A 20,346-nucleotide genomic window follows, 5' to 3' on the forward strand; every position below is an offset into this window, starting at 1 on the left:
GTGCCCCGGCGGCTGTTCGGCCAGGCGAACGGAGGGCGGCCCATGTTCCGGCATAGTCGACACTCGGTCGCCTCTCAAAACATCCGGATCGGGATCGGAATCCTGGTCCTGCTTCTGCTTACGAGTTGCACAGCAGGAAGCGGGGGCGACTCGAACGAGGGCGACGATCGACCGGCAGGTGAGGGTCGTCAGGGGCAGCTACAGCAGTTGCCCCTGGCGCCCTTGGACGTCGACTTCGTGGATCCGGACACGGGTTTTGTCCTCGACGAGGACGGCCGGCTGGCCAGGACGGAAGACGGCGGGACGTCCTGGCACGTGATCCACGAATTCGATGAGCCGATCACCCGCATCGATTTCGTCTCCGCGAGCGTGGGCTGGGCAATGGCCCGGGACGGCATCTGGTCGACGACCGATTCGGGAGCGTCGTGGACCAAGGTCCAGACGCCGTTCCCGCCGGGATTCGTCGACCTGGTTGATGAGGGCGTCGCCTGGGCGACCGACGACCGGTTCCGGTTGTACCTCACGACCGACGGAGGCAACCGTTGGGAGCCGAAGACCAACCCGTGCCTTTCGGTCGAGAATCCGGCAGCTTGGGCGGCCTCCTTCATCAGTTCCAATGACGGCTGGTTCATTTGTGGGAGCGATGAAGGAATGGGTGGCGAGACCAAGGTGCTGCGGAGAACGGCGGACGCCGCCGGCACGTGGGAAGAGACCGCGGCGGTCCAGCGCGATGGCGAGGAGGTGCCGGGCGGCCTCCCCGCGGGTGGCTACGTAGGCGACCTGTTCTTCCTTGACCCGAAGACGGGCTGGTTTGGAACCACCCGGTATGGCGAAGTATGGCATACGCAGGACGGCGGGAAGTCCTGGCAAAAGGTAAGCCAGGGGCCGTCCGGCGTGCGGGCCTTCACCGGGCTGGATTTCGTCACCCCGGAACTCGGCTGGAGCCTCCTCTTCGTCCAGGGCGACGACGGCTGGCGCCTGGCCCGGACGCGGGACGGCGGCGCCAACTGGGAAATCATCGACGTCGTGGTCCCGGGGCCGGCCGGGACGAGCCCATCCTCGGCCGAAACCACCGGGCCATAGCCCCGGGGAGACCCCTGGACCGTGCCCGACCCCTGCGCCGTGCGTGACCCCTCGTGACCCCTATACCGGGTGCGGCCCCTGCACCGTGGGTGAAGCCGGCAACTGCGGGCCCCCGGGACCGGCCGGCCCGCCGGCAGGGGCCGCTCCCACCCGTGACGCAAACCACCACCGACCTCGCGAATATCCTTTGCCGAAACGAGCCTGCCGGCGGAAGACCGGCACGGGGGCGGCCCCGAGCCGGCGGGCTCCTGGGGGATGCCCGTTCCTCCCACCATCGCACCCGTTTCCTTAACGACCGTTCGGTGGAACCGGCCCCGGGCCCGCAAGCCGGGCCGCGGGCAAACCGGCGGCAGCGCAGCACGGGACGGCGGCGGCGGCGCGGCAGCCCGGACCACAGCATGGCAAAGCGCTCCGGGTCGCAGCCCGGCGGCCCATCCGCCGCCACCGCACCCGTACCCGGCCCCGCCGGTACCCGCCGCGGCTCCTCGGCACGCCGCCCCGAAAGCGAGGGGGGTTCCCATGGCCATGGCCACCCTGCCCCCGCGGCAGGCGGCCACCCCGGCCGGCCGGCGGGTCGACCTGTCGGCCGCCTGGTGGACGTCGCCCCGGTGGGCGGAAGAGAAGCGGCGCATCAAGGCGGAGCTGGCCGCGCTGGAAGCCGGCATCACGCCCCGCAAGCGCTTGCGGGCCGTCGTCCGCACCCTGGCCCGCCACGGCCTGCTCCACCTGCTCAAGGACCGGCGGGCGGTCCGCACGCTGGGCGGCCCCTCCGGGACGCCGGGTCCCCACGACGAGCGCCTGCGCCAGATCGGCCGGCGGGTGCGGCTGGCCTTTCAGGAGCTGGGGCCGACCTTCATCAAGCTGGGGCAGGTGCTGGTGACCCGCCAGGAACTGCTGCCCGAGCCCATCACCATGGAGCTGGCCCAGCTCTTGGACCAGGTCCCGCCCATGCCCTTCCCCTACATGGCGGTGGTGCTGGACGACGAGCTGCCCGAGGGGCTGCAGACCTTCGCCTGGATCGACCCGGACCCCATCGGCTCGGCCTCCCTGGCCCAGGTCTACCGCGCCCAGCTCCGGGACGGCCGCCTCTGCGCGGTCAAGGTGGTCCGCCCCCTGGTCGACAAGCTGTTCCAGACGGACATCGCCAACATCGCCAAGCTGGCCAAGCGGCTGCAGAAGCTGCTGCCGCCCCCCATGGCGGCCTCCTCCGACCTGCCCGGCGTGATCCGCGACTACTACAGCAGCGTGCAGAGCGAGATCGACATGCGGATCGAGGCCCGCAACACCAACGAAGGGCGCGAGCTGGTGGAGGAGTTCGCCACGGTGGCGGTGCCCGAGGTCTACCTGGCGACCCGCCGCGTCCTGATCACCGAGTACATCGACGGGTGGAACATCAAGGACTTCCCCGTCGACTTCTTCACCTTCGAAGAGCGCTTCGAGCGGATGATCGACCTGGCCCACCTCTACATCAAGGAGTTCCTCAACGGTCGCTACCACGCCGACCCCCACGGGTCGAACCTGATGGTCTGCCGGCATTCGAAGAAGATCTACGTCATCGACTGGGGTATGGTGGGCCGGATGGACGCCCTGCACACCGAGGCCATCTTCCGCCACCTGCTCCACATCCGGTTGAACCAGGCGGAGGACGCCGCCGAAGTGATGCTGGACGTGTTCGAACCCACGGCCTACACCGACGTGGGGCGGCTCAAGGACCAGCTGCGTTCCCTCTACATCCAGTACGTCGACACCGAGCAGGCCGGCAGCCACAACTGGGGTCACCTGCTGGTGGAAGAGATCCGCATCGCCATGGAGAACCATTGCCGCATCCCGACCGGCCTCTCCCTCTGGGCCAAGGGCTGGTCGGCGGCGGAGGGCACGGCCCGCTGGCTCTGCCCGGAGATCACCTACCACACGGTGGTCGAGTCGGCGGACGTCCAGATCCTGCGCCGGCTGCTGACCCGGCGCTTCAACTACCGGGCCAACGCCGCCTGGATCGCCGAGGCGTCGGAGCTGGTCGCCACCTTGCCGCGGCGCCTCAACAAGATCCTGGAGCGGGCGGCCTGGAACGACTTCAAGCTGCCGGTGGAAGGGAGGCTGAACGAGCACACCACCCGGACCCTCAACCGCATGGTGAACCGGGCCACCCTGGGCCTGCTGTCGGGCACGTTCTTCCTGGGCGCGGCCCTGCTGGCTGCCCAGGGCGGGGCCGCCCTGAACCAGATCCCGGGCCTGGCGGCGGTGACCACCGCGGCCCTGTGGGGGTCCCTGGGCGTCGGCATCTACACCGTCTGGCGGGTGTTGCGGTCGAACAAGGCCTAACCCAAGGCGAGCGGGAGGGGTGAAACCGCATGTCCACGCATCCTGCCACCGCCCAACCGGCGGGAGGAACCGGCGGCGCCGGTGCGGTGGGCGCCGGCCCCGGCGGGTCGCCGGGAGCCGTGCCCGCGGCCCGGCCCGGCGGCTTCCGGGCCTGGAAGGCAAGCCGGCCCTTCTGGGGGGCCACCATCAGCCTGATCGCGGGCTTCCTGATCCTGTGGATGCCCCTCAACCTGTTTCCCTTTGCCTTCCTGCCCGACACGCTGATCTTCCTGGGGTACCTGTTCTCGGGCCTGGTCATCGCCACGGCCATCGCGGGATACCTGCTGCCCGCGGCGTCGACCTACCTGGGCATCCTGGTCATCCTGTTCTCCATCGTCTCGATCTTCGGCGCCCTGGGCGGGCTGTTCGTCGGGGCGATCCTGGGGATCCTCGGCGGGTCGCTGATGGTCGCCTGGCAACCGGCGCCCCTGACCCCGGCGATGTTGAACGGCCAGGCCCACGGCACCGGAGGAACCGGCCCCGGGACGGGGGCCGCCGGGCCGGCTTCGTCCGCCGCCGCCCGCCGCCGGCGGGGCCGGCGCCATCCGGCCGCCCCGGCCGCCGAGGCCAGCTTCCACGCCACGGAGCTGGTCTCCGAGGAGGAGATCCGGCAGCGGCCCTGGCTGCGGTACTACCCCGCGGGGGTCCGGCCCCACCTCAACTACCCGGACATCCCCCTCCACCGCCTGCTGGAGCGGGCGGCGGAGATGCGGCCCCGGCACCCGGTGATCCACTTCTTCGGCCGGACCATGCGCTACGGGGAGCTCAACCAGCTGGCCAACCGCTTCGCCCGGGTCTTGGCCAACCTGGGGATCCGGCCGGGGGACCGGGTCGCCCTGATGATGCCCAACTGCCCCCAGTTCGTCATCGCCTACTACGGTGCGCTGAAGGCGGGGGCCGTGGTCGTCAACTGCAACCCCCTCTACAGCCCCCGGGAGCTGGAGTTCCAGCTCAACGACAGCGGCGCCCGGGTCATCGTCGCCCTGGACCTGATGTACCCCACGGTGCGGCAGGTGGTCCATGCCACGCCCGTCGAGCGGGTGCTGGTCACCCGGATCAACGAGTTCATGTCGCCCCTGCTGCGGCGGCTCTATCCCCTCAAGGCGAAGCGGGACGGCAGCTGGGTCACCATCGGCCGGGAGGAAGGTGTCCTCTGGTTCACCCGCCTCCTCAAGGAGGCACCGGCGGTGCCCCCGCCCGTGCAGGTGGGCCCCGAAGACCTGGCGCTGCTCCAGTACACCGGCGGCACCACCGGCACGGCCAAGGGCGCCATGCTGACCCACCGCAACCTGGTGGCCAACGTGCTGCAGACGGCGGAGTGGACCCTGCGGGGCCGCTGGGATGAGGCCCACCAGCAGGTGATCCTGGGCGTCATGCCCTTCTTCCACTCGTACGGCATGACCACGGTGATGAACCTGGCCATCGCCCTGCAGTGCACCATGGTTCCCCTGCCCCGGTTCGAGGCGGAGATGGTGATCAAGGCCATCGCCAAGTACCGGCCCACCATGGTGCCCGGCGTGCCCACCATGTACGTGGCGCTGATGAACCATCCCAAGTTCCACAAGATCGACGTCTCGTCCATCGAGGCCTGCGTCAGCGGCGCCGCGCCCCTGCCCCTGGAGGTCCAGGAGCGGTTCGAGGCCAGCACCGGCGGCCAGCTGGTCGAGGGGTACGGGCTAACCGAGGCGTCGCCGGTCACCCACGCCAACCCGCCCGATGCCAACAAGCGCAACGGGACCATCGGGCTGCCGGTGCCCGACACCGAGGCCCGCATCGTCGACATCGAGACGGGGACGCAGGTGCTGGGCCCCGGCGAGGTGGGTGAGCTGATCATCCGCGGTCCCCAGGTGATGAAGGGCTACTGGAACCGCCCGGAGGAGACGGCCCGCACCCTGCGGGACGGCTGGCTCTACACCGGCGACATCGCCACCATGGATGAGGACGGCTTCTTCCGGATCGTCGACCGGAAGAAGGAGATGATCATCAGCGGCGGCTACAACGTCTACCCCCGCGAGGTGGAAGAGGTCCTCTACGAGCACCCCAAGGTGCTGGAAGCGGCCGTCATCGGCGCACCCGACCCCTACCGGGGGGAGATGGTCAAGGCCTTCGTCGTCCTCAAGCCCGGGCAGACGGCGACGGAGCAGGAGATCATCGAGTTCTGCCGCCAGCGCCTGGCCAAGTACAAGGTCCCCCGGGCCGTGGAGTTCCGCAGCGAGCTGCCCAAGACGTTGATCGGCAAGGTGCTGCGCCGGGCCCTGCTGGAAGAGGAGCGCAAGAAGCAGGCGGCGGGGGCGACGGCGGCTCCGGCCGGCGCCTCCCGGGCCCCCGGCGGAGGGGCTACGGCGGCGGCCGAGCCGGAGGACGCCCCGGAGGCGGAGCCGGCCGGCGAAGCGGTCAGAGCGGCCGGGGCGGCCGGGGTGGCCGGGGCGACCGGGAACCCCAAGGGCGCCACGGGGGCCGGGACGGCCGGCTCGTCCCGGGCATCCGGCGCGGACGAACCGGCCGGCGGAACCGGCGGTGGGGCCCCTTCCGGCCTGCAGCCGCCGGCTCTGGAGCCGGCGGCCGGGCCCCATGGGGGTGAGACGGCCGGGCGTGCCGGCGCCGCCCCCCGGGCCGGCGACCCGCCGGCCCGGGTCGTCACGCCCCAGGAGCTCTGGCAGACCGGGGGCCCCGGCCGCGATGGCGAGGACGGCGGCGAAGGCGATTGGCGCAAGTGGTTCCGCTAGCGACGGTCGCCGCCCGGCACCGGGCAGGGCCGGCCGGGCCGGCCGGGAGGTGAGATCATGCGGTCCAGCAACGGGGCAAGCAACGGCCGCCGCATGACCATGGAGGAACGGATCCAGGCCTTCTTCCGCCAGAGCGGCGGCCCCAACAACCCCCAGATCCCCAAGCTGGTCGAGAAGCACCTGCTCTACGGGAAGGACCACGGCATCCCGGGCTACCGGGAGACCTTCGCCGACGCCTTCATCGACGCCGTGGTGGGCGATCCGTCGTTGCTCCTGATCTACGAGCGGGTCCAGCGCTGGCGCTCTCAGCGGCAGCGGGAGCGCCAGCAGGCCACCGCCACGGGGACCGACCCCGAGCTCTTGCGGCGGCTCGAGCGGCTGGAGCGAGAGGTGGCCCGGTTGCGGGAAGCCGTGGAACGGCTTGGTTAGCCCCGCCGGGGGCCCGTAAAAGGGGCAGGGTCGACGGGCCAGAGCCGCGCCGGCTTGAGCCGGTGCGGCTCTGGCGGGTGCCCCGGCCGCTGGGGGAGGGTCGGGGCCTGGGAGGGTGGACCGGGTCATCTCGCGTCACGGGGAGGGATCGCAGGATGCGATCCGCACGAGAGCTGGCCGCTGCCGCCGGCCCGCAGGACGGTGGCGGGCGGGCGGGTGGGAGCCGGTTCGTCCGGTTCGTCCCGGCACGGGCTGCGGTGGCCGCGGAGCGCTCCGAGGGGGAGGGCATGCCGGCCCGCCCCGGCGCCGCCACCCAGGGTGGCCCCGGGACCCCCGGGGCGATCGGACGCCGGCCCGCCTTGGGTCGCTGGGCTTTGACCCGCACTGGCTCGGGGAGCGGCCCCAGCGGCCGGACCCCCCTCGCGGCTCGGGCCGGCCGCCGTCGCCGGGCCGGCACCGCCGTCGCCCTGCTGGCCTGGCTGGCCTCCGTGCTGGTCCCTGCCGGCCCGGTCCTCCCGGCGGCGAGGAACCTGGCGACCCTGACGGCACCGGCGGCCGCCCTGGGCCTGGCGGCCGCGGCCACCCTCCTTCCCCGGCCCCGGCCGGCGGAAGCCGCGCCCACCGGGTATGTGCGGATGAGCGACGGCGTGCTCATCGCCGTCAACGTGCGGATGCCCGACCGCTACGTGCCCGGGCGCAAGTACCCCGCCATCTTCCTCATGGACGGCTACGACGGCGGTTCGTCCAGCGGGACCACCATCGCCGGGGTGGCCGACAGCCGCACCCAGCTGACCTGGATGTTCAACGAGCACTACGTGACGGTCCACGCCTCCATCCGGGGCACCGGTTGCTCGGGGGGCGAGTTCGACCTCTTCAGCTGGCGCACCGCCCTGGACGGTCGCGAGCTGATCGAGTGGATCGCCCGCCAGCCCTGGTCCAATGGCAAGGTGGGGATCATGGGCCACTCCTACAGCGGGCTGACGGGCTTCATGGTCGCCGCCACCCAGCCGCCCCACCTGGTGGCCGTCACGGTCTCCGGCCTGATCGACGACCTGTACCGGGGCATCGTCTACCCCGGCGGCGTCTCCAACTACGGCTTCCCGCTGCTGTGGACGGGCATCATCCGGCCGGCCTACGAGCTGGGCGGCGGCGTGGCGCCGGGCGTGCTGGCCGCCGACCCCGTCTGCGCCCAGAACGTGGCCTCCCACCGGCGCAACCTGGCCGACGACCCGATCCTCCAGGGGCTGGCCGCCGATACCGACAACGACTGGTACCGGTCCCGCTCCCTGATCACCTACGCCGACCGCATCCGGGTGCCGATCCACATCACCGGCGCCTACCAGGACGAGCAGACGGGTCCCCGGGGCCCCGCCCACCTGTGGGAGAAGGTCCAGGGCGTGCCCAAGCGCCTGGTGCTGACCAACGGCGTCCACGGCACCCAGATGGACCCGCCGGAAGTGTGGAAGGATCGCCTGGCCTGGATGGACCACTGGCTGCGGGGCATCGACGGCGGCTTCGGCACCTTGAGCCAGGACCGCACCTCCGTGGTCACGCTGCTGGAGATGCACCGGCAGGGTGACACCCTGGTCTCCAACGGCCGGAAGGTCTCCCGCACCTTCCCCCTGGAGGACACCCGCTGGACCCCCTGGTACCTCCGCGGGGATGGCCGCCTCTCCACCGACCCGCCCACCCGGCCGGAAGAACCGGCCCGCTACCTGTCCGGGCCCGGCCGCCAGTCGTGGAGCTACCAGCTGGGGCCGTCGGTGGGGCCGCCGCTGACCACCGCCCACCTGCCCGACGAGGTGGAGTACCGCAGCGCGCCCTTCACCCGGCCGACGCTGGTGGCAGGCCCCATCACCGCCACCCTCTACCTCTCCACCACGGCGCCGGACACCGAGCTGTTCGTCCAGTTGATCGACGAGGGGCCCGACGGCAGCCGCAGCTACCTGCAGCGGGGCCTTCTGCGGGCGGCCCACCGGGCGGTGGACTACAGCCAGAGCGACTACGCCGGCGGGGTCCTGTACCGGCCCCATCACCCCCACACCAACGCCGAGCTGGTGACGCCCGGCCAGATCGAGGAGTACCTGATCGAGGTCTTCCCCGTCGGGCACGTCTTCCGGCCCGGGCACCGGCTGGTCGTCAAGGTCCACGCGCCGCCCCTGCTGGACAGCTACTATCTCTACGTGCCGCGGCGGGTGCCGTCCATCAACACCATCTACCACGACCCCCAGCACCCGTCGCGGATCCTGCTGCCCGTGGTGCCGCTGACGGGCGTCAAGCTGGGGCCGGAGCTGCCGTGCGGGGCCCAGGTGGGCGTCCGGTGCATCCCCGGCGGGACCGGGGCCCCGTGACGGAGCGGGGCCAGAGCCGCGGGCGAGGGCCGGCCCATCAGGCCCGCGGGCGCCGCTGGCGCGGCCCGTAGGGTGCTACGGGCGGCGGGCCGCTGTGGGCCGTGAAGACACGCCGGATCCGGGGAAGCCGCCGGTGCCTCCCGTACCGGGGCCACCAGCGACAGGCGGCGGAGGGCACGCCGGACGCCCTCCGCCGCCTTCTTTAACGTGGGCTGCAAGCAGCGGCTGCCGGGGGCGGCCCGCCACCCCCGTTCACCCCTCGAGGGCGTCGACCTCCGCCCGGACCGGCATGGACGGCTGGGCGCCCGGCCGGGTGACCGCGAGCCCCGCCGCCCGGGTGGCAAACCCCAGCGCCCAGGAGACCGGGCGGCCTTCTCCCAGGGCCACGGCCAGGGCGCCGGCGAAGGTGTCCCCCGCCGCCGTGGTGTCGACGGCCTGCACGGCCAGGGCGGGTACGGCCCGCGCCGGCCCCGCCGGGGGCACGTAGAGGCAGCCCCGCTCGCCCAGGGTGACGGCCACGTGGATCCGCCCGCCTCCCAGCCGCCGGGCCGCCTGCTCGATGGCCTCCGGATCCCGCCGGCTGCCGAGCCCCGTCAGGGCTTGCAGTTCCTGCTCGTTGGGCAAAAGCCAGTCCACCGCCTCCAGGAGCCCCGGGGGCAGCGGCCCGTCGGGCACCGGGGCCGGCGTCAGGATCACCGTCGCCCCCGCCGCCCGGGCTACCTGGGCGGCCTGTTCCACCACCTCGAAGGGCGACTCCAGCTGGAGCAGAAGGACCCGGGCCGCGGCGATCCGCTCCCGGTCGGACTCGTCAAGCCGGCGGAACTGGGCGTTGGCCCCGGGGACCACCACGATCCGGTTGGACCCGCCTTCCTCCACGGTGATGGCGGCGATGCCGCTGGGACCCGGCACCCGGCGCACGCCGGACGTATCGATGCCCTCGGCGGCCAGGGCACCCCGCAGCTGGTCCCCGAAGGCGTCGTCGCCGACGCAGCCCAGCATCGCCACCGCCGCCCCCAGCCGGGCGGCGGCCACGGCCTGGTTCGCCCCCTTGCCGCCGCAGGCGGTGAAGAACCGCTCTCCCGCCACCGTCTCCCCCTGCCGCGGCGCCCGCCGGCAGACCACCACCAGGTCCATGTTGAGGCTGCCGGCCACCGCCACCGTCGCCTTGCCCGCACCCTTCGCCGTGCTCACGCCCATGCCCCCACGGATTCCCCACGGATTCGAGATCCCGGCTGCTCAACGATCCGCCCTGCTGGCAGGCCCACCCGGCGGACGACGGGCCCACCCGGCGGGGGGCCGGCCCAGCCGGCGGAGATCACCGGCTCCCCTGCGACCCACCCGCGCCTTTGCCGCCGGCGTCCCCGGCAGGGCGAAGGCCGCCGTCTCCCGCCGGGCTCCCCCGTCCCGCCAGGCCTTGCGCGGCGTCCCAGGCGTAGGCCCAGGCCGCCCGCCGGTCAGCTTCCGTCCAGCCCGGCGGCACGGCCCCCGGCCGCGCCGCCACCCAGGCGGCGACGAAACCGCCCAGCCGGGCCGCGGCCTCCGCCGGCAACCCCGCCTGCAAGCCGGCCAGCATCCCCGCGTTCCAGGCATCCCCGCACCCCGTGGTGTCGACGACCTGGGCCAGCGGCAGGGCGTCCACCTGCCACGGGCGGCCCCAGGCCCGGCCGTAGGCGCCCCGGGCGCCGGCCTTCACCCCCACCACGGGGACGAACCGGCCCAGCCGGGCCGCAGCCTCCGGCCCTGCTACGCCGGCCAGCACCCGGGCCTCCTCCTCGTTGGCAAAGAGGCAGTGGACCCCCTGCCACCGGCCGGCCAGCTCGGCCGGCCCTTCCCGGGCCAGCAGGGCCGCCGACGAGGCATCGACGGCCACCGGCACCCCCGCCCGCCGGGCCCGGGCCAGGGCGGCGCCCGCCCCCTCCCGGGCCTGGGGCCAGACGAAGGAATAGGCCGTCAGGTAGAGGAAGCCGGCCTCTTCGATGAGCCCCTCGGGCAGATCCGCCGGGTCCAGGCGGTGGTTGGCGCCCGGCCCGATCACCATGGACCGCTCCCCGTCCGGCTCCACCAGCGCCAGGATCACGCCCGTGGGCAGCTGGGGGTCCTCCACCACCCGCACGACCACGCCCTCCGCCGCCAGGGACGACGCCAGCGCCCGCCCCAGGGGATCCCGGCCCACCCGGCCGGCGAACACCACCTCCAGCCCCAGGCGGGCCAGCCAGGCGGCGGTGTTGGCCGCGGATCCGCCCTGGCGGGGATGGAGGGCGCCCCAGGTGTCGCTGCCGCGGTGCAAGGTCTCGGGAACCCGCACCACCAGGTCGAGGACCAGATCCCCGGCCACCACCACCGGCCCGTGCCGGCGGGGACCACCGGCCGGGCCCGCACCCGCCACCCGGGCCCCCGGCTGGCCCGCCTCCCGCTGTGGCCCGGCGGGGCGGGCTCGGTCCCCGCCGGGCCCCGTCCCCGCACCGGTCGCGGTCCCCGCGGCCGCCGCCCCCTCCGGCCCGGCGCCGGATTCGGGGCTTCGATCCGGCTTCCACCCCACGCCGCTCACCGGACCGCGGGCCGCCCTCCCGGGCGGCCGCCCGCCCGGCCGCCGGCCGGCACCGCCTTCTCGCCGGCCGCCGGCCCCCCGTTGGCCGTGCCCGCCAGCGCCGCCGCGATGGCGGCGCCCAGGCGGGCGTTGTTGAGCACCAGGGCGCGGTTCGCCGCCACCGTCCGGCCGCCGCTCAGCCCGTGGAGCCGGGCCAGCAGGAAGGGCGTCACCGCTTTGCCCTTGACCCCTTCGGCGGCCAGGTCCGCCTCGGCCTGGGCCAACCAGCCGGCGAAGGCCTCGGGATCCAGGGCATCCTCCGGCGGGATCGGGTTGGCCACCAGCACGGCGCCCGGCAGCCCCAGGGCCCGCCGGGCCCGCAGCACCGCCGCCGCCTCGGCGGCCGACTCGATCCGGGCATCCACCGGCAACCCCGTCGAGCGCAGGTAGAAGCCGGGGAACTCGCCGGTCCGGTAGCCCAGCACCGTCACCCCATGGGTCTCCAGGTACTCCAGGGTGGCCGCCACGTCGAGCACCGTCTTGGCACCCGCCGAGACGACGACCAGGGAGAGCCTCGCCAGGGCCGGCAGGTCGGCCGAGATGTCGAAGGTCTGGCCCCAGCCCCGGTGCACCCCCCCGATGCCCCCGGTGACGAACACGTCGATGCCCGCCCAGGCCGCCACCTGGGCCGTCGACGCCACGGTGGTCGCCGCGCTGCGGCCCAGGGCGCAAAGCACCGGCAGGTCCCGGATGGAGGCTTTGGGCAGATCCGGGCTCTTGGCCACCCGCTCCAGCTCTGCCCGGTTCAACCCGACCCGCAGGCAGCCGTCCAGCACCGCCACGGTGGCCGGGACGGCCCCCGCTCGCCGCACCTCCTCCTCGACGGCCAGGGCCATGTCCAGGTTGTCGGGGTAGGGAAAGCCGTGGGCGATGATGGTGGACTCCAGGGCCACCACGGGCCGTCCCCCGCGCAGGGCCTCCCGCACCTCATCGCCCAGTTCGAACTGGGGCGTCGCCGTCGTCATCGTCGCAGTCGCTCCTCCTCGGTCGGGGCCGCCTCACCGTCGGTCGGGGCCGCCTCACCCTCGCGCGGATGGATGGGGCCCTGGCGGTCGCGGAGGAACCCGGCCGGGCGGCCGTACCGCACCGCCTGGATCTCCGCCAGCAGGCTGCAGGCGATCTCCTCTGGCGACTCGCCGCCGATGTCCAGGCCCACGGGGGCGTGAAGGCGGGCCCGCTCTTCCGCCGCCAGTTCGATTCCCCGCTGGCGGAGTTCGTCCAGCAACCGTTCCGCCCGGCGCCGGGGGCCCAGCAGCCCGATGTACCGCACGGGACTGCGGGCGACGGCCGCCAGAAACCCCGCGTCCTGCAGGAAGTTGTGGGTCATGATGACCACGAAGGTGCGGTCGTCCAGGGTCACCGCCTGGTTCAGGTCCTCCGGGTGGCAGCGGACCACCCTCCGGGCCTTCGGGAACCGCTCGGCCCGGGCGAAGGCCGGCCGGCTGTCGACCACCACCACCTCGTAACCCAACGGCGCCGCGGCCTCCACCACGGGCAGGGCGTCGTGCCCGGCCCCGCAGACCAGCAGCACCGGCGGCGGCAGCACGGCCTCGATGAAGAACTCGCCCGCCCCCTCGAGGGCCACGGTACCCGTGCGGCCGGCGGCCAGCCACTCCCGGGCCAGCTCCGCCAGCCGGGCATCCAGCGCCGGATCTCCCAGGGAGCCCTCGGTGCCGCCGCCGGCCGCCACCACCAGCGACCGGCCGCCGCCGTCCCCGTCTCGGGCCGCGGCGGCCGGCGGCGCCGCCCCGCCGCCCAGTTCCACCGGGGGCCCGGCGCCCGGCCACCCCGTGCCGCAGCCCGACGCCGGGCCGGGGCCGGGTTCGTCCGTCCGGGAACCGGCACCGGGCCCGCCCGCCTCGCCACCGCCCGCCGGCCCCGGGCCCGCCCCCATCGGGTCCCGCGGTTCCAGGGGCGGCAGGGGCACCACCAGCGCCAGGCGCTCTCCCGCCTCCCGCCGCGCGAGGATGGATCCGAGCCCGGGTTGCAACGGCTCGATCAGCACCTCGACCGCCCCGTTGCAGCCCAGGCCCAAACCCCACAGCGCGTCGTCGTCCGCCGTCATATCGTATCCCACCCGCCGGGGGCGGCCGGTGGCGAGGACCTCCGCCGCCACCGCCACCACGTCACCCTCCAGGCAGCCGCCGCTCAGGCTGCCCACCGGATCGCCGGCGGCGGGGATCCACATCCGGGCGCCCGCCTTGCGGTAGGTCGAGCCCCGGGTGCGGGTGATGGTGGCCACCGCCCCGGCCCGCCCCTCCCGCAGGGCCGCGGCGATGGCGGCCGTCACGGCATCCATGATCCCACCCCTCTCCCTTTGCCGGGCCGGCCCCGGCCCTTCGCTGCCGCCGGAGCGGTGCCGAACCGGAGCGATGCCGCGCGCACCGGCCCTCTGGCGACCCCATGGCCGTCCTGCGGTCGCAGGCCCGGGGGGCGGGGTCGGGTTCCCCAGAGCCCCCCGCGGCGTTTTCCCGCGGCTTCCCCGGCCCGCGGTTCCGCGCCCGTCACGCCCCGCCGCGGACGGCGGCCAGGATCCGCTGGAGCTCGCCCCGGCCCAGGCGCTCCACGTCCTCCACGTGCTTGAGGACGCAGCCCATGGTGGCCTCCACCGTCTCCTCGTCCAGCTCGTCCCGGTGCAGGGCAACCAGGGCCCGGGCCCAGTCCAGGGTCTCGGCGACCCCCGGCGGCTTGTTCAGGCCCAGGGTGCGAAGCTGCTGGATGAACCGGACGATCTGCTCCGCCAGCCGCCGGTTGATGCCCGGCAGCCGCGCCTCCACGATCCGCGTCTCCTTGGCGAAGTCGGGGTAGCCGATCCAGAGGTACAGGCACCGCCGCCGCAGGGCTTCGGAGAGCTCCCGCACCCGGTTGGAGGTGAGCACGACGAAGGGCCGGTGGCGGGCCCGAATGGTGCCCAGCTCGGGGATCGTGACCTGGAAGTCGGCCAGCACCTCCAGCAGGAAGGCCTCGAACTCCTCGTCGGCCCGGTCCACCTCGTCGATCAGCAGCACCGGGGCCCGGTCCTCCCGGGTGATGGCATCGAGCAGTGGCCGCTTGAGCAGGAACTCCGGCGAGAAGATCTCCGCCTCCCGCTCCCCCACGTCCCGCCGGTCGCCCTCCTGCATCCGGATCCGCAGCAGCTGGCGGGGATAGTTCCATTCGTAGAGGGCGGCTGCCGCGTCCAGGCCCTCGTAGCACTGCAGGCGGATCAGGTCGGTGCTGAGCACGTCGGCCATCACCCGGGCGATCTCCGTCTTGCCCACGCCGGCGTGCCCTTCGATCAGCAGGGGCTTCTCCAGGCGGATCGCCAGGTGGATCGCCGTGGCGATGGAGCGATCGCCGATGTAGCCGCGTTCTTCCAGCTTGGCCAGGATCTCCTGGACGGCCTCGTGCACCCCCGCGTCCCTCCCGCGATGTCAGCCTTCCCAGACCGCCGCACCTATGGGGAGGCGATTCGCCGCCGGCGGCCGGATTCCCCCCGATCCGGGACCGCCGGTGCGGGACCTCCAGTCCAGGCCCCTCAGTGCGGCACCCTTGGCGGGGAGTCGCCCTGCGGGCCCCCGGGTCGGGGCCTGCGGTGCACGCCCTGGGCGGGGGGCCCCGGTGCGGCCCCCCGGCCGAACACCCCCGATGCCCCCCCTGCCGGGCCACCCCTGGCGCGGAACCGGACGGATCGGGTTCTTCAGCAGGAAACCGGCGCCGGCCGCAATAACTTATTAACTGTAACTAACTATCTTGCCCCATCCCCCACCCGCCGGGCGGGCGGGGACGAGGGCGTCCCGGGAGGCGCCATCCCAGGCACCATGGCACGCAGGCCGGGAAGACAACCCAGGGAGGCGGGGTTGCCGGCCCCTTCGGGCCGGCCGGAGCTTCTGCGCCTGCACAACCGCACCCTGATCCTCTCCTTGCTGCGCCAGCAGTCCCTCTCCCGGGCCGAACTGTCCCGCCAGGCGGGGCTGGCCCTCCCCACCGTGTCGCGCCTGGTCGACCAGCTGATCCAGGACGGGCTGGTGGAGGAAGGCCCCAAGCAGGCCACCGGCGGCCGCCATGCCGTGCGGCTGCGCCTCCGGGCCGAAGCCGGGTTCGTCCTGGGTGCCGAGCTCGGCCGGGACCGCATCGCCGTGGTGCTCAACGACCTCCAGGGGAACGTCCGGGCCCAGGCCGAACGGCCACGGGGCGAGACGGCGGACCACGACGTCAGCCGCCTTGCCGCCATGGCCGACGGGCTGCTGCGGGAAGCGGGGGTCGAGCCCGGGCGCCTGCGCGGGATCGGCGTGGGCGTTCCCGGCCCCCTGGACGTCACCGCAGGCACCGTGATCCAGCCGCCCAACTTCCGCGGCTGGTCCTACGTGCCCCTCCGGGACCTGCTGGCGGAGCGGTTCCACGTTCCCGTGTGGGTCGAGAACGACGCCAACGCCGGGGCCCTGGCGGAGTCGGTGCTGTCCCATCCCCAATGCCGCAACCTGGTCTTCGTCCTGGCCGACGCCGGGGTGGGGGCGGGCCTCATCCTCGATCGCCAGCTCTACCGCGGCGAGGGCGGCGCCGGCGAGCTGGGCCACTGCCCCGTTCAACTGGGCGGCCCTCCCTGTCCCTGCGGGCGCCGGGGGTGCGTGGAGGCCATCGCCTCCACCGACGCCATGGTGGCGTGGTTCCAGGCCCACCGGACGCGGCGGCCGGCGGCACCGCCGGTGGACGACTTTGCTGCCTTGCTGGCGGCCGAAGCCGCCGGCGACCCCCTGGCCCGCCAGGCCCTGGCCCGCGGCGGCCGGGCGCTGGGGGCCGGGCTGGCCATCCTGGCCAATCTCATCAGCCCCGAGGTGGTGGTGCTGGGCGGGCGGTCCATCCAGAGCCCGGCCTTTCTGGCGGCCGCCCGCCGGGAGCTGGCGCGCCGCCGCTTCGGCGCGGGGGAGGTGAGGGTGACCACGACCCAGCTGGGCCGCTCCAGCGTGGCCCGCGGGGCCGCCCTGCTCGCCTTGCAGGGCCTGTTCCAATCGCCTTTCATGACGGGGGCTGAGCCGCCCTTCGCCCCGGGGGCCGTCACGGCCGCCGGCACGCCGGGAGGAACGGCACCCCCCGGCGGGGCGGTGGAAGCCGGCGGGGCCCGTCAAGGGGGTGGAACCGGCTGAGCCGGCGGGACCGGCCGCCGGAAGCCGCCGGGGGGCGCCGGGGGAGGGGTCGGCGAAGCCCGTGCCAGGCCCCGCTTCCCCCGCCCGGCCCGCATCGGAGAGGAGCGGGGCCCCCGCCCCCGCCCGTGCCCAAGAGGGGCGTGGTTCCCGCCCGGCCCCCGCACGGCCCGCACCGGAGAGGCCACGTGGCCCCGACCCGGCCCCTGGCTCAGCGCCACGTGGCCCCGACCCAGCCCTGGCCCGGTGCCGCGTGGCCCCGGCCCCTGGCCCGTCACCGGGTGGCCCCGGTGCCCCGGCCGGGACCAGGCACGAGGTGGCACCAACGACAGATCGCGCAAGCACGCTGAGGCCAGAAGATGCCCCGGGAGGAGAACCGGAAGGAGGAGCCGCGATGGGCATCTTGACCTGGTGGAACCGGCGGGCCCGCAGCCGCTGGGCCCGGACCCTGTCCCTGCTGATCGCCGTGGCCGTGCTGGCCACCGGCTGCTCCTTGCCGTCGGCCGGCGGCGGCCAGCCGGCCGGTTCGTCGGACGCCAGCAACGCCTCCGGTGAGGGCTCCGGCGGCGAGAAGGTGACCATCCGCCTGGCCACCTGGGCCCATGCCGAGGAGGCCAAGGAGCTGCAGGCCATCCTGGACCGGATCAACGCCGAGAGCGACCGCTGGCAGATCGTCCACGAGCCCATCCCCAGCGACTACGCCACCAAGATCCAGACCATGCTGGCGGGCAACACGGCCCCCGACCTCTTCTGGCTCGCCCAGGAGGACGTGATCCCCTTCGCCGCCACGGGCGTGCTGCTGAAGCTGGACGAGCACCTGCAGGGCGATAGCCGCCCGGCCGCCAACCTGGGCGACTACTTCGAACCCATCCTGGGCGCCTTTACCTACGAGGGCGGCGTCTACGGCCTGCCCTGGATCGCCCAGCCGGTGGTCCTCTACTACAACAAGACGCTGTTCGACGAGGCCGGCGTGTCCTACCCCGACGAGACCTGGACCTGGGAGACCTTCAAGGAGGCCGCGGCCAAGCTCACCCGGGACACCAACGGCGACGGCGAGCCCGACGTGTACGGGTTCACGATGAACGGCTGGCCGCCCTTCGCCATGTTCGTCTGGCAGGCCGGCGGCGACATCGTGGGCGAAGACGGCCGGACGGCGCCCATCGACTCGCCGGAGGCCCTGGAGGCCGCCCGCTTCTACCAGGAGCTGATCTACAACCCCAAGTACACCGTCCCGGAGGAGGTCATCGCCGAGCAGGGCTTCGCCGACATGTTCAAGGCCGGCAAGGTGGCCATGTTCATGGGCGGCGCCTCCGACGACCTGGACCGGGTGCCGGACCTGGACGTCGGCGTGGCTCCCGTGCCGAGCGGCCCCAAGGGCCGGGTGACCTTCGCCTGGACGGCGGCCACCGTGGTCAACGCCAAGTCGCCCCACGTGGAGGAAGCCGTCGACGCCCTGGTCGCGCTGACCGAGGGCATCCACCACTGGAAGATCGTCGCCCCGCGCAAGTCCCTGGCGACCCGGGAACACCTGCTGCAGTCCGAGCCGCGCAAGGAGAAGGCGGCCGACGTGATCCTCCAGTCGCTGGAGTTCATGCGCCCGCTGCGCATCGTGCCCCAGTACAAGGCCTTCGATCAGGCCCTGTGGGAGCAGTACCTGGATCCCCTCTTCCACAAGCAGGGGACGCCGGACGAACTGGCCCCCAAGGTGCGGCCCGAGCTGGAGAAGATCCTGCAGCAGTCCTCCTGATGGACGAACCCGGCGGGCGCGGAGCCGGCCCCAACCGGCCGGCTCCGCGCCCCGTTGGGGCGGGCCGCCGGAAAGGAGGGGGTGGCGGTGTGGTCCTGGTATACCGATGCCTTGCGGGATTACGCGGCCACGGTGGTCCTGCTGGGTGCCCTGATGCTCCTGGTGTACGCGGGCCTGCGGGCCCTGGGGCGTAACCGCGACACGGCCCTGGGTTGGACCTTCGTGCTGCCGTGGCTGGTGGGCTTCTTGGCCTTCCAGCTCTTCCCCTTCGTCGCCTCGCTGTATCTGGCCTTCACCGACTACGACGTGCTGACCCCGCCCCGCTGGGTGGGCCTGGCCAACTTCGCCCGGCTCCTCGACGACCCGAAGTTTGCCGCATCGTTGAAGTTCACGGCCCTCTACGCCCTCTTCAGCGTGCCCCTGGGGATCGCCGGGTCCCTGGCCTGTGCCCTTCTGCTCAACCGCAACATCAAGGGCGTCGGGTTCTGGCGGACCCTCTACTACGTGCCGGCCGTGATCCCGGCCGTGGCGACGGCGGTGCTCTGGCGCTGGCTCCTTTCCACCGACGGCCTGGTCAACTCGATCCTGGGGCCGGTCTACGCGCTGCTTGGTCTGGACAAGCCGCGCTGGTTCCTCGACCCCGAGACCGTGTTGCCCGGGTTCGTCCTGATGAGCTTGTGGGGCGTCTTCGGCGCCAACACGGTCATCCTGCTGGCCGGGTTGAAGAACATCCCCCGCGAGCTGTACGACGCCGCGGCGGTGGACGGCGCCTCGGGCTGGGCCCGGTTCCGCCACGTCACGGTGCCGATGCTGAGCCCCACCTTGTTCTACGTCCTGGTGACGGGCTTGATCGGCGCCCTGCAGATGTTCACCCAGGCCTTCTTCGTCGAGATCCCGCGGACGACCCCCACGTTCCTGCAGGTGTACATCTACCAAGAGGCCTTCGGGCTCCGGCACATGGGGTACGCCTCCGCCATGGCCTGGGTCTTCCTGCTGGTGATCCTGGCCCTGACCCTGCTGGTGTTCCGCTCGTCGCCCCTGTGGGTCTACTACGAGAGCGAGGTGCGAGGTGAGGACCGTGCCGCGCGAGGTGCAAAGGCGCCTGGCCGATACCTTGACCTACTTCGTCCTGGCCTTCGGCGGCGCCTTCGTGCTGGTGCCCCTGCTGTGGATGATCAGCACGTCGCTTAAGGGGCGGGACCAGCTCTACGTCTACCCGCCGCAGTGGATCCCCTCGCCGGTGCGGTGGGAGAACTACGTGGAGGTCTGGACGACCCTGCCCTTTGCCCGGTTCTTCCTGAACAGCCTGTTCATCACGATTCTGGCCACGGTGGCCGAAGTGGCCAGCGTGGCCGTGGTCGCCTACGGGTTTGCGCGCTTTAACTTCCGCGGGCGCCACTTCCTCTTCATGCTGATGCTGAGTACCATGATGCTGCCCAGCGTGATCGGGATGATCCCCACGTTCCTGATCTGGCGGGAGCTGGGGCGGCTCGACACCTTCACCCCGCTGACGGCCCCCGCCTGGTTCGCGTGGGGTCCCGCTAGCGTCTTCATGCTGCGGCAGTTTTTGCTCAGCCTGCCGCGGGACTTCGAAGACGCGGCCGTCCTGGACGGCGCCGGGCCGCTGCAGGTGCTGCGCCACGTGGTCCTGCCCATGGTGCGGCCGGCCCTTCTGGTCATCGCCCTGCTGGCCTTCCAGGGCAACTGGACCAACTTCATGGCGCCCTTGCTCTACCTCAACACCCCGGACAAGTTCCCGGTCACCCTGGGACTCAAGTTCCTGGAGACGTCGCTGGGACCCGGTAGCGAGGCGCCCATGTGGAACCTGATGATGGTCGTCTCCCTGCTGGTCGCCCTGCCGATCCTGGTGCTCTACGCCCTGGCCCAGCGGGCCTTCATCGAGGGCATCCGCCTGGGCGGCACCAAGGGCTGAGCAGTGAAACCG

Annotated in this window: 14 protein-coding genes; 9 read left to right on the forward strand and 5 right to left on the reverse strand. The window is 73.2% G+C overall.

What is annotated here, in order from left to right; genetic code table 11:
• The first annotated feature begins 222 nt into the window (after positions 1-222).
• The 5 genes from ACYQ02_RS06470 (at position 223) to ACYQ02_RS06490 (ending at position 8,947) form a co-directional block, all read left to right on the forward strand.
• Positions 223-1,083 carry a WD40/YVTN/BNR-like repeat-containing protein gene (locus ACYQ02_RS06470; RefSeq protein WP_460039626.1) on the forward strand — a complete coding sequence of 287 codons (861 nt, stop codon included), beginning with the start codon at positions 223-225 and terminating at the stop codon, positions 1,081-1,083.
• Positions 1,084-1,602: 519 nt separating this feature from the next.
• Positions 1,603-3,402 carry an ABC1 kinase family protein gene (locus ACYQ02_RS06475; RefSeq protein ID WP_460039627.1) on the forward strand — a complete coding sequence of 600 codons (1,800 nt, stop codon included), beginning with the start codon at positions 1,603-1,605 and terminating at the stop codon, positions 3,400-3,402.
• Between the two features lie 29 nt (positions 3,403-3,431).
• Positions 3,432-6,167, forward strand: coding sequence for a long-chain-fatty-acid--CoA ligase (locus ACYQ02_RS06480; protein WP_460039628.1), 2,736 nt, complete (start codon positions 3,432-3,434; stop codon positions 6,165-6,167).
• A gap of 57 nt (positions 6,168-6,224) precedes the next feature.
• Positions 6,225-6,596: a hypothetical protein gene (locus tag ACYQ02_RS06485; RefSeq protein ID WP_460039629.1), complete on the forward strand. Its 372-nt coding sequence runs from the start codon at positions 6,225-6,227 to the stop codon at positions 6,594-6,596.
• A gap of 155 nt (positions 6,597-6,751) precedes the next feature.
• The gene (locus ACYQ02_RS06490; protein ID WP_460039630.1) at positions 6,752-8,947 is read left to right on the forward strand and encodes a CocE/NonD family hydrolase; all 2,196 of its coding nucleotides are present in this window, start codon (positions 6,752-6,754) and stop codon (positions 8,945-8,947) included.
• A 252-nt stretch (positions 8,948-9,199) separates the two neighbouring features.
• On the opposite strand, the gene rbsK is transcribed toward ACYQ02_RS06490, so the two are convergent.
• From rbsK to ACYQ02_RS06515, 5 genes are all read right to left on the reverse strand, one after another.
• On the reverse strand, positions 9,200-10,138 hold the full coding sequence (gene rbsK, locus ACYQ02_RS06495; protein WP_460039631.1) for a ribokinase: 939 nt from the start codon (positions 10,136-10,138) through the stop codon (positions 9,200-9,202).
• 124 nt (positions 10,139-10,262) lie between these two features.
• A complete protein-coding gene (locus tag ACYQ02_RS06500; protein WP_460039632.1) occupies positions 10,263-11,333 on the reverse strand; it encodes a carbohydrate kinase family protein in 1,071 nt (356 codons plus the stop codon).
• Positions 11,334-11,491: 158 nt separating this feature from the next.
• Entirely contained in the window at positions 11,492-12,499 is a 1,008-nt protein-coding gene (locus ACYQ02_RS06505; protein ID WP_460039633.1) for a pseudouridine-5'-phosphate glycosidase, read from the reverse strand.
• On the reverse strand, positions 12,496-13,833 hold the full coding sequence (locus tag ACYQ02_RS06510) for an XdhC family protein (RefSeq protein ID WP_460039634.1): 1,338 nt from the start codon (positions 13,831-13,833) through the stop codon (positions 12,496-12,498). The genes ACYQ02_RS06505 and ACYQ02_RS06510 overlap by 4 nt, the downstream gene beginning before the upstream one ends.
• A gap of 205 nt (positions 13,834-14,038) precedes the next feature.
• On the reverse strand, positions 14,039-14,926 hold the full coding sequence (locus ACYQ02_RS06515) for an AAA family ATPase (protein WP_460039635.1): 888 nt from the start codon (positions 14,924-14,926) through the stop codon (positions 14,039-14,041).
• Positions 14,927-15,373: 447 nt separating this feature from the next.
• Between ACYQ02_RS06515 and ACYQ02_RS06520 the strand changes: the two genes are divergently transcribed.
• From ACYQ02_RS06520 to ACYQ02_RS06535, 4 genes are all read left to right on the forward strand, one after another.
• On the forward strand, positions 15,374-16,657 hold the full coding sequence (locus ACYQ02_RS06520) for an ROK family transcriptional regulator (RefSeq protein WP_460039636.1): 1,284 nt from the start codon (positions 15,374-15,376) through the stop codon (positions 16,655-16,657).
• A 391-nt stretch (positions 16,658-17,048) separates the two neighbouring features.
• Positions 17,049-18,401 (forward strand): ABC transporter substrate-binding protein, encoded by a 1,353-nt coding sequence (locus ACYQ02_RS06525; protein WP_460039637.1) that lies wholly within the window; start codon positions 17,049-17,051, stop codon positions 18,399-18,401.
• An 87-nt stretch (positions 18,402-18,488) separates the two neighbouring features.
• Positions 18,489-19,592, forward strand: a complete 1,104-nt coding sequence (locus ACYQ02_RS06530; RefSeq protein WP_460039638.1) for a carbohydrate ABC transporter permease — start codon at positions 18,489-18,491, stop codon at positions 19,590-19,592.
• Positions 19,480-20,334 (forward strand): carbohydrate ABC transporter permease, encoded by an 855-nt coding sequence (locus ACYQ02_RS06535; protein ID WP_460039639.1) that lies wholly within the window; start codon positions 19,480-19,482, stop codon positions 20,332-20,334. The genes ACYQ02_RS06530 and ACYQ02_RS06535 overlap by 113 nt, the downstream gene beginning before the upstream one ends.
• The last annotated feature ends 12 nt before the right edge of the window (positions 20,335-20,346 follow it).

The sequence above is a fragment of the Thermaerobacter litoralis genome, assembly GCF_054654595.1.